Source organism: Kineococcus sp. R86509 (genome assembly GCF_042466365.1).
Classification (GTDB): Bacteria; Actinomycetota; Actinomycetes; order Actinomycetales; family Kineococcaceae; genus Kineococcus.
In genome coordinates this window covers 1,541,555-1,555,671 of sequence record NZ_JAXHCE010000001.1, presented here as the reverse complement: position 1 = coordinate 1,555,671, position 14,117 = coordinate 1,541,555, and the positions used below count along the sequence as shown (strand labels likewise).

Annotated in this window: 11 protein-coding genes; 3 read left to right on the top strand and 8 right to left on the bottom strand. The window is 73.3% G+C overall.

Going from position 1 to position 14,117, the window contains the following annotated elements; all coding sequences use genetic code 11:
- From SJY07_RS07375 to SJY07_RS07365, 3 genes are all read right to left on the bottom strand, one after another.
- Positions 1–1,947, bottom strand: a complete 1,947-nt coding sequence (locus tag SJY07_RS07375; protein ID WP_380158089.1) for an N-acetylmuramoyl-L-alanine amidase — start codon at positions 1,945–1,947, stop codon at positions 1–3.
- Positions 1,948–2,332: 385 nt separating this feature from the next.
- Positions 2,333–3,610 (bottom strand): DUF1501 domain-containing protein, encoded by a 1,278-nt coding sequence (locus SJY07_RS07370; RefSeq protein ID WP_328294898.1) that lies wholly within the window; start codon positions 3,608–3,610, stop codon positions 2,333–2,335.
- Positions 3,611–3,624: 14 nt separating this feature from the next.
- On the bottom strand, positions 3,625–5,097 hold the full coding sequence (locus SJY07_RS07365) for a DUF1800 domain-containing protein (protein WP_380158086.1): 1,473 nt from the start codon (positions 5,095–5,097) through the stop codon (positions 3,625–3,627).
- A gap of 104 nt (positions 5,098–5,201) precedes the next feature.
- Here SJY07_RS07365 and SJY07_RS07360 point away from each other — a divergent pair, with 104 nt between their 5' ends.
- Both SJY07_RS07360 and SJY07_RS07355 read left to right on the top strand, forming a co-directional pair.
- Entirely contained in the window at positions 5,202–6,242 is a 1,041-nt protein-coding gene (locus SJY07_RS07360; protein WP_328294900.1) for an NAD(P)-dependent alcohol dehydrogenase, read from the top strand.
- Between the two features lie 10 nt (positions 6,243–6,252).
- On the top strand, positions 6,253–6,657 hold the full coding sequence (locus SJY07_RS07355) for a MerR family transcriptional regulator (protein WP_380158084.1): 405 nt from the start codon (positions 6,253–6,255) through the stop codon (positions 6,655–6,657).
- A gap of 42 nt (positions 6,658–6,699) precedes the next feature.
- On the opposite strand, the gene SJY07_RS07350 is transcribed toward SJY07_RS07355, so the two are convergent.
- The 4 genes from SJY07_RS07350 to SJY07_RS07335 all read right to left on the bottom strand — a co-directional run bounded on the left by SJY07_RS07350 (position 6,700) and on the right by SJY07_RS07335 (position 12,016).
- Positions 6,700–7,806, bottom strand: coding sequence for a diguanylate cyclase domain-containing protein (locus tag SJY07_RS07350; RefSeq protein ID WP_380158082.1), 1,107 nt, complete (start codon positions 7,804–7,806; stop codon positions 6,700–6,702).
- A gap of 130 nt (positions 7,807–7,936) precedes the next feature.
- Entirely contained in the window at positions 7,937–9,553 is a 1,617-nt protein-coding gene (locus tag SJY07_RS07345) for an N-acetylmuramoyl-L-alanine amidase (RefSeq protein WP_380158079.1), read from the bottom strand.
- Between the two features lie 133 nt (positions 9,554–9,686).
- Positions 9,687–11,180, bottom strand: coding sequence for a glycosyltransferase family 39 protein (locus tag SJY07_RS07340; RefSeq protein WP_380158077.1), 1,494 nt, complete (start codon positions 11,178–11,180; stop codon positions 9,687–9,689).
- A 74-nt stretch (positions 11,181–11,254) separates the two neighbouring features.
- Positions 11,255–12,016: a decaprenylphospho-beta-D-erythro-pentofuranosid-2-ulose 2-reductase gene (locus SJY07_RS07335; RefSeq protein WP_328294905.1), complete on the bottom strand. Its 762-nt coding sequence runs from the start codon at positions 12,014–12,016 to the stop codon at positions 11,255–11,257.
- 142 nt (positions 12,017–12,158) lie between these two features.
- On the opposite strand from SJY07_RS07335, the gene SJY07_RS07330 reads away from it, so the two are divergent.
- Positions 12,159–13,085: an AEC family transporter gene (locus SJY07_RS07330; RefSeq protein WP_380158075.1), complete on the top strand. Its 927-nt coding sequence runs from the start codon at positions 12,159–12,161 to the stop codon at positions 13,083–13,085.
- Between the two features lie 25 nt (positions 13,086–13,110).
- Here SJY07_RS07330 and galE read toward each other — a convergent pair whose 3' ends face one another.
- On the bottom strand, positions 13,111–14,079 hold the full coding sequence (gene galE, locus SJY07_RS07325; RefSeq protein WP_380158073.1) for a UDP-glucose 4-epimerase GalE: 969 nt from the start codon (positions 14,077–14,079) through the stop codon (positions 13,111–13,113).
- Between the last annotated feature and the right edge of the window lie 38 nt (positions 14,080–14,117).

Genomic DNA, 14,117 nt, shown 5'->3' with positions numbered 1-14,117 from the left:
TCACTTCTGCTTCGCGGTGATCTTGCCGGTGGAGCGGTTCCAGGTCAGGGTTCCGCCCTCGAAGTCCATCCGCAGCCCGCCGTCGACGGAGTACTCGTCCTTGGTCGGGAAACCCAGCCAGGAGTTCTCCCAGCCGAGACCGGCCCAGGTCTCGCGGAACGCGCCGCGCACGGCGTGGGCGCCGGTCGCGGGGCTCCAGTAGATCGAGCCGCCCTGGAAGTGGTTGTAGAAACCCTTGCCGTTCGGGGTCGCGGTGTCGTCGATCGTGGGGAAACCCATGCCGCGTTCCCAGCCGAGGGCGGCCCAGCGGGCCCGGATGTCCCCGGCGGTCCAGTGGGCTCCGGTGGCCCCGGAGTAGTAGATGGAACCGCCCTGGAAGTGCGTGAACCAGCCGCCCGCGGCCTTCGAGTCGCCCGTCACGGGGAACCCGGCGGGGCCGCCCTCCCAGCCCAGCGCGGCCCACTTGCTGCGGATCGCGCCGCGCACGTCGTGCGCCCCGGTGGCCGCGGACCAGTAGATCGAGCCGTTCTGGAAGTGGTTGTAGGCACCGCCCTTGGCCTTGGAGTCGTCGGTCGTCGGGAACCCGAGCCCGTTCTCCCAGCCGAGGTTCCCCCAGGCCGCCAGGATCGCCCCGCGCACCGTGTGCGCACCGGTGGTCCTGTTCCAGTAGATCGCGCCGCCGGTGTAGAAGCGGTAGGAACCGCTCCCACCGGGGGTGTCGTTCTCGGGGGTGGTCGGTGCGCCGAGCACGGCGGCCCCGCCGACGGCGGCGTACTTCGAGTCGATCGCGGTGCTGGTGGCGGCACCCATGAGCTGGGCGACGCGAGCGCGGATGCTGTCCATCCGGGTGAAGCCGACGTTGCCGGGGCAGGCCGTGAAACCCACGTCGCGGTGGGCGTTGATCGTCCGGAGCTTCACGGTCGTGCCGGGGGAGTAGCGCGCGGTGCCGCCGCCGGCGGAGGTGAGGTAGGTGACCCCGTCGGCGGGCAGGCCGTACATCGACAGCTTCCAGGCGATGACCTGCGCCACGGAGTCGAGGCACTCGGCGCTCGGCGCGACGGAGGTGAAGTCGCCCATCATCGAGACGCCGAAGGTGTCGGCGTTGAAGCCACCGGCGTGGGCGCCCACGACGGGCTGGGTGATCCCGCCGGCGCGACCCTCCCAGATGCCACCGAAGCGGTCGACGACGAAGTTGTACCCGAGGTCGGCCCAGCCCAGGGAGACCGTGTGGTAGCGGTACATCCCGCGGATCACCGAGGGGACCTCGGCGAGGCTGTAGGTCCCGCCGTCGGCGGTGTGGTGCACCACGCAGGCCTTGATGGTGTCGCTGTAGCTCGCGCCGCCCTTGCGCAGGGACTCGTCGGCGCCCCAGTCCGAGCGGGAGCGGATCCTCGGTTGCGGGACGGCCTTCGGGCTGGCCTTGACCTCCGAGGCGAGGGTGCTGCGGGAGAGCGCGGAGCTCTCACCCGCGTCGACGAGCTGCAGGTGGGCGTCGGCGACGTCGATCGCGGGCAGGCGCACCTGGACGGTCGCGCCGGCGCCGAGGGCGCCGACCCAGGTGGGGTCCGAGGCCGTCACGGAGCGTCGCCCCTCGGCGGTGTCCGGGTCGGGTTCGGAGTCGTTGAGGGGGAGGTCGCTCCAGGCGGTCCAGTCGCCGCCGGCCTTGCGCACCCGCAGCGAGACGGTGTCCGTGGAGGCGCCGGACGGGAAGGTCACGCCGAGCATGTGGCCGCCGTCGACGTCGACGGAGACGACGGTCAGCCCACCGGTGGAGAGCAGACCGGCGCTGCGCCGGCCACCGAGCGGGTAGGCGCGGGTCGAGCCACCGACCTGGAGGGCCGCGGGGGCCAGGGCGCTCGCGGAGGTCTGCCCGCACAGCAGGGCGGCGCCGGCCGCCCCTCCGGCGAGGAGGGCGCGACGGGACAGGGGGGTGGTGACGGACCGCATCTGGGCTCGTTCCTCCTTCTGGCGTGGGGCGACGATCACCCCGTGGGTCACACCCACACGGGTGAACGCTCGGCTCCGGCATCGGCTGACCCACGGCGGACCTTGAGCGTGTCGCTGCTGTCCTGTGCGCCATCCGTCACGCAAAGTAGGTGACGATGCCAGTGGTGTACAAGGTGCGTGAGTGCACAACTGCGTAACACCTCTGTGGTCACTCACTCACTCTACGTCACAATCGTCCGTCCAGCCCCAGTTCTGAGGGCCGAGATGTGGTCTTCACCAAGGGTTCGAGTCGTTCGGGAACGACGAAGCCCCCCGGCCCGCAGGGGGCTCGGAGGGCTCGTCCAGCCCCTTCTCAGACTCAGGGGCACGTCACGCAGAGTGATGGCTACGTCGAACGGACGACCCCCAGAGGGGTGCCCGAGAACCCCGGGAAGATCGTCGCGAGCGAACCCGCCCCGCACCGCTTCTGCAGCACCTCGCCGATGATCGAGCGGTAGTCGCTCGTCCCGGCGAGGTCCCCGTCGACGAGCCGGTCGGCCCCCAGGCCCGGCCAGACGCCGTGGACCCTGCCGCCGACGACGCCGCCGCCGAGCAGCAGGACGGCGTTGCCGTGACCGTGGTCCAGACCGCCCGAGGCGTTCTCCCCGACCCGGCGGCCGAACTCCGACAACGTCACGAGGGTGGTGGAGGCGAAGGAGCCGCCGAGGTCGGTCGCGAAGGCCGCCAACGACGAGGACAGCTCCGTGAGCTTCTCCTTCATCCACCCGCCGTCGACCCGGCCGAGGCCGGCGTGCATGTCCCAGTCGCCGTAGTCCAGGGCGATCACCTGGACCGGGGCGCCGGACTTCTTGAGCACGGCGGCCTGGGCGAGCGCCTTGCCGAGGTCGGTGTCGGGGTAGCTCGCCCCGTTCGCCGGACCGCTCGCGGTGCTCTTGAGCGCGGCGACCCCCTCCATCGCGGTGATGAGGGTGCCCGCGGGGGCCGCGACCTCGGGACGGGCGCCGGTGTGCATGCGACGCAGCGCCGCGTGCCACGTCGGCCGGTCGTCGCCCGGGCCGATGAGGTTGAAACCCGCCAGGGACGTCATCGTCGTCTCCTGGCCGGGCCCGGCGAACGAGCGCGGGGTGGTGTTGGAGATGCCGACCACGTTCAGCACCGAACCCGTGCCCAGCGAGCCGAGGGTGCGGTCGATCCAGCCGGTGCGGACCGAGGAACCCGGGGCGGCGAGTTCCATCTGCTCCATCGCGGCGAAGTGCGAACGCGTCGGGTCGGACTGGCCGACGGCGTGCACGACCCCGAAGGTGCCGTTGCGCCACAGCGGCATCAGCGGGGCCATCGCCGGGTGCAGGCCGAACGTCTGGTCCAGGCCGAGCAGCGTGGACCGCGGGACGGCGATGTTCGGGCGGGCCGCGTAGTACCCCGCGTCGCCGCCGGGCACGACGGCCGACAACCCGTCGAAACCCCCGTGCAGGCTCAGCACGACCAGGGTCTCGCCGTTCCAGCCGGACCCGGCGAAGGAGACCTGGGTGGAGACGTCGCCCACGGTGTAGGTGGTCGCACCCGCGGCCGCCGCGGCCAGCGCCGCGCGCAGCACGGTCCGGCGGGAGACGAGCTTCGAACCCTCGTCGCAGCCGCAGCGGTCGGCGTCCTCGAACTTCGACACGTCAGGGTCCTTCCTCAGCGGATCGTGAACGTCGGGCCGTCGAGCGTGAGCGCGACGACGTAGCGCAGGTTGTCCTGGACCCACCGGTCGTTCCTCGAGACCGGCGCTCCGGGCTGGCGGTTCGCGTACATCAGCAGCGCCGCCTTCTCGTCCGCGGTCAACGGGCTCCCCGTGAGGCGGACGCCCAGCGCGTCGACCAGCGCGCCCCAGGTGCCGGGGAAGTCGCCCAGCAGGTCCGGCGCCTTGGCGAAGGGCAGCTCGGGCGGGTACCACCCGGCGGCGAAGTCCATGTGCCGGTTCCAGCGCGAGAGCGTGCCGCTGGGGGAGATCCAGGCCGCGGCCACGTCGGGGTACCCGTTCGGGGCGCCCCAGGCCATCGGCGCGTGCCCCTGGTCCAGCACGTGCCAGAACAGCTTGGTGATGCCGCCGGTGCCGTTGGACTCCATGCCGGTGCCCAGCGTCCGCAGGGTCGCGACGTAGTCCTCCTGCGGGGTGCGGACCTTCTCGCCCGCCGCGGACCAGAACTCGGCGGAGTCGAACAGCGTGCGCAGCACCGCGACGACCTGACCACCGGTGCTGGTCCAGGTCTGGGCCATCCGGTCGATCAGCGCCGCCGGGGGGTTGTCGGAGACGAACCGGGTGGCGATCCTCGTGCTGAGGCGGCGCGCGGTGGCCGGGTGGACCGCCAGCCAGCGCAGGTAGGCGTCGATCCAGCCGTTCCCGTCCGCCGGGGCGTGCGGCGGGACGACGAAGCCGAAGACGGTGCGGCCGCCGCCGTCGTGGCGACCGGCGTCGTAGACCGCGGAACCGTCCGCGGCGATCGTCAGGCCGGTCAGCAACCGGGCGGAGTTCTTGACGTCGGCCTCGGTGTACCCGGCGTCGACGCCGACGGTGTGCAGTTCCAGCAGTTCCCGGCCGTAGTTCTCGTTCGGCTTCGCCGCGGTCGAGCTCGCGTTGTCCAGGTAGTTCAGCATCGCCTGGTGGCGGGCCGAGGCGACCAGCATGTCGGGGAAGCTCCCGAACGCGAACCGGCGGACCACGTTGCGGTCGTAGTCCTGCCGGCTGTACCAGGCGTCGGAACTCGGGCAGGTGACGTGCAGGACGTTGTTGAAGACGTCGACGACGACCTCGAACAGCTGCCGGTTGCTCCAGATCTGGCGGGCCAGCGTGAGGCGGCCCGTCTCGAGCATCGCGTTCCACTCCGTCGCCGCGTACCCGCCGGCGTAGAGCTGCTGGGCGCTGCGCCAGTAGAAGCTCATCCGGCCGGCGAAGGAGTCCATCGCGGCGTCGTCGACCGCGCCGGGAGCGAGCTGGCGGTCCAGCCAGGCCGCGGTGCCGAGCCTCGCGACCTCGGCCAGGGACGCCGGGGTGGGGCCCCAGCTGGCGCGGCGCAGCAGGTGCAGCCGGTCGGCGGCGCTCTCGTGCGCGAACGGCGACGCCGCGGGGCGTCGGCGGCCTCGGGTGACGGTGGCGGCGGAGGAAGGCACGCGACCTGTTCGGCAGGGGATCTCCGAAGCTTGAGCCGACCGGGTGGGCGGGCTGCGGACCGGGCCTTGCGCTGGAGTGCCCTCCAGCGCCTAGCGTCCCCGGCATGCGGACGACGACAGGCCTGGCGCTGCTCGCGCCGGGCGGAACCTTGCAGCCCTCGACCATCGAACGGCGGGACCTGCGCCCGGACGACCTCGCGGTGCGGGTCACGTGGTGCGGCGTCTGCCACACCGACCTGCACGCGGTGCAGGACGCGGGCAGCGGCCCGCTCGTCCCGGGGCACGAGTTCGTGGGCGTGGTGAGCGAGGTGGGGACGCAGGTCACCCGCTTCGCCGTCGGTGACACGGTCGCGGTCGGCAACATCGTCGACTCCTGCGGGACGTGCGCCTCCTGTCGCGCCGGTGACGAGCAGTTCTGCGCCGAGTTCCCGACCCTGACCTACGGCGGGAGGGACCGCGTCGACGGCTCCACCACGTCGGGCGCGTACGCGGGGGAGTACGTCGTGCGCGAGGGGTTCGCCTACGCCCTGCCCGCCGGGATGGACCCCGCCGGCGCGGCCCCGCTGATGTGCGCCGGGGTGACGGTCTTCGAACCGTTGCGCCGCTTCGGGGTGGGGGCGGGGGACCGGGTGGGGGTCGTCGGGCTCGGTGGGCTGGGTCACCTCGCGGTGAAGTTCGCCCGGGCGATGGGGGCGGAGGTCTCGGTGTTCACGACCTCGCAGGCGAAGGTGGAGGACGCCCGTTCGCTCGGGGTCGAGGACGTCGTGGTCTCCCGCGACGCCGACGCGATGGCCGCCGTGGCCGGCCGGTTCGACGTCGTGCTGGACACCGCGTCGGCCAAGCACGACCTCTCGCCGTACCTGCGCAGCCTGCGTGCGGACGGCACGTTGTGCGTCCTCGGCATCCCCGACCGCTACGAGGCCGATCCGATGGCCCTCATGCAGGGGTTCAAGCGGCTGACCGCCTCGGGCAGCGGCGGGCGCCCCCGGACCCGGGAGATGCTGGACTTCGCCGCCGCGCACGGGATCAGCGCGGACGTCGAGGTCGTGACCCCGGCGGAGATCACGACGGCCTTCGAACGGCTGGGACGCGGGGACGTCCGCTGGCGGTTCGTCCTGGACACCGCGTCCCTGGCTCAGGCGTAGCGTCGTGGCCGTGACCACCCCGGACGCCGCCGGGCTCGGGATCCGTGAGGTCTCCGAGTCCACCGGACTCAGCGTCGACGCCCTGCGCTGGTACGAGAAGGAGGGGCTGCTCCCGCAGGTCGGGCGCCGCGCCGACGGTCGCCGGGTCTACGGCCCCGGCGCCGTCCGCTTCGTGCAGCTCGTCCAGGCGTTGCGCCGCACCGGAATGCCCGTCGCGCAGGTGCGGACGTTCGTGCAGCTCGGGCCGGGGACGCCCGGGAACAGCGCCGTGCGGCTGGAGGTGCTGCTCCGGCAGCAGGAACTCGTCGCGCACCGGATGGCCGAACTGCGCCGCGACGAGGAGGTCCTGCGCCGCAAGATCGAGAACTACCGCTACCTCATCGCGAACGGACTCGACTGCGAGGACGAGTCCTGAACCCCGCCTCCCCGGGGGAGGGGTTCAGGTGACCTGAGCGGTCTAGGCGGCTGCACCACCGTCGGTGCGGTCACGGTGGTGACGGGCCTTGGCCGCGTACATCGCCGCGTCCGCTCGGCGCAGCAGCTCGTCGAGGGTGGCCGGCTCGGTGCTGACGGCGGTGCCGATGCTGGCCGAGACGCGGACCACGGTCCCGTCGAGGTCGTACGGAGCCCGCAGCGCGGCGCCCGTGCGAGCGGCCACCTCCGCCACGACCGCAGCGTCCCCGGTGGCCAGCACCACGACGAACTCGTCACCGCCCAGACGGGCCAGTCCGTCGCCGGGACGCAGGAGCCCGGCCATGCGGTCCGCGGCCAGGCGCAGCAGCAGGTCTCCGGCGGCGTGCCCGTACCGGTCGTTGACGGGTTTGAAGTGGTCCAGGTCGACGTAGATGACCGCGACCGTGCTCACGGTGTCCACCTCGGGAACGGCCGCGTCGCCCAGGTGCCGGGTGAAGTGCTCCTGCAGCCCGGTGCGGTTCAGCCGTCCGGTCAGTGCGTCGTGGGTCGCGGCGTGCAGCAGCGCGTCGTGGCGGCTGCGCCGCTCGACGTCCAGGGCAGCGCCCTGAGCCTCGCGCTGGGCGGTGATCAGGGCGGTGTTGCCGATCAGGGCCAGGGACACCACCAGGGTGATCACCGCAGCCACCAGGTCCAGGGACCGGGGCAGGTACGAGGGCAACCAGCCGACCTGCACCGACACCTGCAGCGCCACGCTCAGCACCAGCGTCATCACCGCGCAGGGTCGCCAGGCCCGTGCCCCGCTCCACTGCAGGTGCACGCCGGCCACCAGGGCGGCCAGGACGGGGAAGAGGAAGGAGACCCCGGTCGTGGCGATGGTCGCGGCGAAGAGGGCACCGGCGATCGTGAGGCGGAGCCAGAGGCGGTTGTCCAGGCGGCCTCCGCCGAGCCGGCGTTGCACCGGGTCGGTGCGCACGAGCAGGATGGCCGGCCAGCCGACCACCTGCGTCCACCACGGCGAGTACACCGCCTCGTCGGGCAGCGCCCACCAGGCCAGCCCGGCCAGGGCGGCGCCGACCGCCGCGGCGGCGGTCAGGCGCAACCCCGTGCCTCGCCCACCGTCCGCCACACCGCCCCCGAGTTCGAGTCGCACCTCTCCGCAGATCGTCGCGTCATCAATCCATCGGTGCTCGGGACAGCGGCCTCGATCCGGCGAACGAGTGAGCTCCCGGGTCTCGACGACCTCGGTCAGGCGCCCGACGCCACGATCCCGGGGGCCCGCCTCACCCGACCCGCACCCTCCCGGTCGAGGCGTTCCACCGCAGCCGTCCTCCCTCGAAGTCCGAGGCCCGTCCGCCGGGGACGCCGTACTCGTCGCTGGTGGGGAAGCCCAGGGGGGACGTCTCCCAGCCCATCGCCGCCCAGGTCTGCCGGATCGCGCCCCGCACCACGTGCGGTCCGGCGCCGGCGCGCCGGTAGATCGAGCCGTTCTCGAAGTGCGTCACGCTGCCGCTGCCGCCGGCGAAGTCGGTGGTGTCCATCGTCGGGAAACCCAGCGGGGACCACTCCCAGCCGATCGAGGCGAACTTCGCCCGGTGGGTCCCGCGCACGACGAACGCGCCGAGGCCCGGCCGGAAGAGGATCGACCCCTCCTCGTAGTGCCGGAACCGGCCGCCGCGCAGGGCGTCGCCCTCGTCACTCGTGGGGGCGCCGAGCAGGCTCCGGCCGCCGACGTCGCCGTACTTGCGGGCGATCGGCGAACCCGCGGCCTTCGAGCCGCCCGCCAGCAGCGCCGCGACCCGGCCGCGCACGTCGTCCATCCGGGTGTAGCCGACGTCGCCGGGGCACGCCGTGTACCCGACGTCGCGGTGGCCGTTGATCGTGCGCAGCGACACCGTCTCGCCCGCGGGGTAGCGGGCGGTCCCGCCGCCGGCGGAGGTGAGCCGGGCGGGGGCGTCGGCGTCCAGGTCGTGCAGCGCGAACTTCCAGGCGATGACCGCGGCGACCGACTGCAGGCACGCGTCGCTGGGGGCCTTCGAGGTGAAGTCGCCCATCATCGACACGCCGAAGGTGTCGGCGTTGAACCCGCCGGCGTGCGCGCCGACGACGGGTCGGGTGGTGCCGCCGGCGCGACCCTCCCAGATCCCGCCGAAGCGGTCGACGACGACGTTGTAGCCGAGGTCGTTCCAGCCCAACGTCTGCGTGTGGTACCGGTACATCCCGCGGATGACGCTCGGCACCTGCGACGCCGAGTAGTCGCCCCCGTCGGCGGTGTGGTGCACCACGGCGGCCCTGATCGTCGCGCTGTACTCGACCTCGCCGCGGCGCAGCGACTCGTCGGCCCCCCACTCGGCGCGGGAGCGGACGCCCGGTCCGGTGGAGGACGCGAGCGTCACGGCGGTCCGTGACGTGGCGGCGGGTCCGGGGTCGACGACCTCCAGGCGGGCGTGCCCCGCGTCCTCGGCCGGCAGGCGGACCTCCACGACCGCACCCGGACCGAGCTCACCCGTCCACACCGGGTCGGAGGCCACGACCTCCGGCTCCGCCGACCCCGGGTCGGGGGCGCTGTCGCCGAGGGCCAGGTCGATCCACGGGCCGACCACGCCGGCGCGCGTCACCCGCAGCGACACCGAGGTGGCGCGGGTCCCGGCGGGGAAGCTGACGCCGAGCATGCTGGCGCCGTGGATGCCGTCGAGGGGGACGCGCACGGTGCGCAGCCCGCCCGAGGTGAGGAGCGCGCGGGCCGGGCCCGCGACGTCGGAGAGGGCCAGCGACGTGACACCTCCGGCGGGGGAGGCGGCTCGGGCGGGGGTGGGGACCGCGGGGACGGCGAGCACCGCGAGGGCGCCACCGACCCCGAGCAGCGTGGTGCGGCGCGACACGGGCAGGGGCGAGGGCATGGGGGAGGGTGCTCCGTCCGTCGAGGGTTCGTGACGGAACGTAGGTGATCGGTGAAGAGGTTGTAAACGGAGGGTCAGGAGTGACCGGTGTGACGAGCGAAGATCGTGATCGGGTCGACACCTCGGGTTCGCGTCAGCGCGACGCCGCGCCGGTGTCCTCCAGGACGTACAGCTTCACGCTGAACGCCCGCTTGTCCTCCGTCGACACCAGCCGGTAGCCGCGGTTCAGCAGACGGACCGTCTCACGGTCCTCCGCGGTCTTGGTGACCACCGGTCCGACCCCGCCGATGACCCAGATCCGCCCGACGCCGGCCATCGCCGACCACAGGTGCGGTGCCTCGACGGTCGTGCCGACGAGGGTCGCGGACTCGGCGGCGGGCTCGGCCAGGGCGATGTCGTCCAGGCCCGCGAAGGCCTCGGGGTAGAGCTGAGTCAGCACGCGGTAGCGGTACTCCCCGTCGGGCACGAACAGCAGGCCGTCACCGGGCTGGGCGTGGGCCCGGACGTACTCGGCGGTGCCCCGCAGGTCCTCGGCGTGCCCGATGGTGGGGGAGCGGAAGACGAACTGCATGTGCAGCCCCGTCAGCGCCATGGCCGCGACGAGGGCGCCGGCCACGACCGCGGTGCGGCGGACGCGGACCGCGGCCGTCACCACGACGGCCAGGAACAGGCAGGTCCCCGGCGCGACGAAGACGAGGTAGCGCGTCGTCCACAACGGGTGGACCTGCGAGAGCGCCCACAGCAGCGGCCACGGCAGGACGCCCCAGAGGAACCCGAGCAGCTGCAGCCGGCGGGCCCGCGCCCAGCGCAACCCCACCAGCGTGGCGAGGCCCGCCACGACCAGCGCGACGGTGGAGGAGCCGAGGGCGAAGTCGACGTGCGCGCCGAGCTCCGCCGTCGTCGGCCTCTGCAGGAACGCGACCTGACCGGACTGCCGGCTCTGGGCCAGCAGCAGCGGGACCGCGAGGACCACCCCCGTCCCGGCGGCCACGGCGGCCCGCCAGTGGACCCGGCGCGGCCCGGTCAGGGCCCACCCGGCGTGCGCGACGAGCACCAGCGCGGCGACGGTGTTGAACGCGACGAGGAGCGGGATCGTCAGCGTGTACGCGACCCACCAGCCCGCACGCCGCGCCGCGCACGCCCGCAGCAGCAGGTACGTGCCCAGCGTCGCGACGAGGGTGGCGAGCGCGTAGGGCCGCGCTTCCTGCGCGTAGCGGCTGACGAACGGCATCGAGACGAACAGGGCGGCCGCGGCGACCCCCGTGATCCGGGCCGTGACCGGCCCGACCGCCCCGGCCGCCGCGCGACGCGCCACCCCGTAGAGCGCCGCCACGGTCAGCGAGGCCGCCACGACGGAGATCCACCGGGCCTGGACGACGTCGACGCCGGAGCCGAACAACGCGTGGGCCAGGAAGTAGAAGGGCGCGTGCACGAGGTCGACGTGCTGGACGAGCCTCCAGATCTGCTCCGGGGTGCGGGAGGCGACGGCGATCGTCACGGCCTCGTCGCGCCACGGGCTCGGCGTCCCCAGCCGCCAGGAGAAGACGACGGCTCCCGCGATGGCCGCGAGCAGGCCGATCAGGACGTCGACCCGGCCGCGGGGGACGGTCTCGCGCAGGCCGGGCACGGCGGCGCGACCGCGTGCCGCGGGGATCGCGCCGGTGCCGGGGCGGGCGTGCGTGCTCGACAGATCGACCTCGCTCAGAAGGGCAGCTTGCGGAAGACCGGCGCGGGCACGTGGCGCAACGCCGACATGACCCAGCGCATCGGCTCGGGGGCCCACACGGTCTCCTTGCCGCTGCGCACCGCGTCCACGGTCACCTCCGCCACCTGCTCGGCCGACACGGACAACGGGGCCGCCTTGAGCCCCTCGGTCATCTTCGTGGTGACGAAGCCGGGGCGCACGACGACGACGCGCACGCCGCTCGGGCGCAGGGCCTCGCGCAGGCCGGTGAAGAAGGCGTCGAAGCCGGCCTTGGAGGAGCCGTAGACGAAGTTCGAGCGGCGGGCCCGCTCACCGGCGACGCTGGAGAGCGCGACCAGGACGCCGTGACCCTGCAGCTGCAGCTTGGCGGCCAGGTGCACACCCAGGTTCACCGGGGCCGTGTAGTTGACCGTCGCGACCTGCACGGCCGCCGGGGCGTCCTGCCAGGACACCTCGTTGTCGCCCAGGACCCCGAAGGCGAGCACGGTCACGTCGACGTCGCCGAAGGACCCGTCGAAGCTCTCGTCGACGACCTCGGCGTGCCCGTCGAGGTCGGTCGCCTCGAAGTCGACCGTGCGGACCTCGTGCCCACGCCGGTGCAGCCGGTCCACGGCGGCCTCGCGGCGCGCACCCGGTCGGGCGGCCAGGGTCACCCGCAGCGGTCGTTCCGGGCTGAGGCGCTCGACGATGGCGAGGCCGATGTCGGAGGTGCCCCCGAGGAGGAGGACGGAGCGGGGGTTCCCGAGGGCGTCGATCACAGGGCTCGACCTTAGCAACGCCGCCTGGGTGCTCCCTGTCGAGGCGACGGGACCGCTCCCGATCGTTGCGCGACGGTGACCTCGGCCCCGCGGATACCCTCACCCGGGTGATCCCGTCGCACCACCGCCCGCCCGACGTCGCGTGAGCGGAGTCCTCACCGGGTTCGTCGTGGTCGCCACGCTCGTCGCCGTCGGCTACGTCCTGGGGCGCACGGGCGTCCTCGGCCCCGCGGGACAGGGGGTGGTGTCCCGGTTGGTGTTCTTCGTGGGGTCTCCGGCCCTGCTCGTGCAGACCCTCGCCGACGCCGACGTCCACGTCCTGTTCTCGGGCCAGCTGCTGGTCACCTCCAGCGGGGTGGTCGTCAGCGTCGTCGTCTGGGTCCTGCTCGCCCGCTACCGGCTGAGGCTGTCGCGCGAGGACCTCGTCATCGGCAGCCTCGCCAGCTCCTTCGTCAACGCGGCCAACATCGGGCTGCCCGTCGCGGTCTACGTCCTGCAGGACCTCACGGCGGTGCTGCCCGCGATGCTGCTGCAGATGGTCGTGCTCTCACCGGTCGCGCTGGGGATCCTCGACGTGAGCCGGCACCAGGGCGACGGCTCCCGCGCGGCCCTGGCGAAGAAGCTGCTGACCCCGCTGGCCAACCCGGTCCTCATCGCCAGCGCGGTCGGGATCCTGCTCTCGGTCACCGGCTGGACGCTGCCGACGGCGCTGGCCCAGCCGCTGGACCTGCTGGCCGGGTTCGCGATCCCCGGGGCGCTGGTCGCGTTCGGGATCTCGCTGCACGGGCGCAGCCTCGCGGGCTGGCGCACCCCGCAGGTGCTGATCGCGAGCGCGCTGAAGGCGTTCCTGCAGCCCGCGGTCACCTACCTCGCGGCCCGGTCGCTCGGCCTCGACGACGACGCGGTCTTCGCGGCCACCGTGGTCGCGGCTCTGCCCACCGCGCAGAACGTGTTCACCTACGCCGTGCGCTACGGCGTCGGGCGCGACCTGGCCCGCGACACCGTGCTGGTGACGACGATCCTGGTCGCGCCCGTGCTGCTGCTGATCAGCGTGCTGCTGCCGCACTGACCAGCGGTTCGATCAGCGGGTTCGGTCAGCGGTTGGTCTTCCACGCCGCCCACGCGCTGCCGACGATGTCGTCGAGGTCCTTCGTCGTGGACCAGCCGAGGGTGGAGGTGATGCGGGAGACGTCGGCCACCAGCTGCGGCGGGTCTCCCGCGCGGCGCTCGCGGACGTCGGGCGCGACGTCGACGCCGGTGACCCGGCGGATGACCTCGAGGACCTCGAACACCGAGGACCCCGCCCCGGAGCCCACGTTGAAGGTGTCGAACGGGCGTTCCTCGGTGCCGAGGTGGTCCAGCGCGGCGAGGTGCGCCTGGGCCAGGTCGAGGACGTGGACGTAGTCGCGGATGCAGGAACCGTCCGGTGTCGGGTAGTCGCCGCCGAACACCGTCGGCACCTCGCCCGCGTCGAGGGCGGTGAAGACGATCGGGATGAGGTTCATGACGGCGGAGTCGCCGAGGTCGTCCCAGCCGGCGCCGGCGACGTTGAAGTAGCGCAGGTTCGCCGCGCGCAGGCCCCAGGCGACCCCGGCGGCGCGCGACATCCACTCGCCGACGAGTTTCGTCTGGCCGTAGGGGTTGATCGGCTCGGCCGGTCCGTCCTCGCGCACGACGGCGCTCTGCGGGGCGCCGTAGGTGGCCGCGGAGGAGGAGAAGACGAGTTTTCCCACCCCCGCGGTCTCCATGGCCTGCAGCAGGTTCGCCATGCCGCCGACGTTCTGCGACCAGTAGTGCGCGGGCCGGGCCACGGACTCCCCGACCTGCTTGCGGGCGGCGAAGTGGACGACGGCGTCGACGCCGTGCGTGGCGAACGCGTCCGCGAGCGCCGGGGCGGCGGCGGCGGTGGCGAGGTCGACCTCGACGACGGTCGCGTCGCCGACGCGGGCCGCCCGGCCGTTGGAGAGGTCGTCGACCACGACGACCTGCTCACCGCGCTGTTGCAACAGCCGCACCACGTGGGATCCGATGTAGCCGGCACCGCCCGTCACGAGAACGCTCATGCCAGCGACTGTAGCCAGGTGCGCGCGGGCCCCGGCAG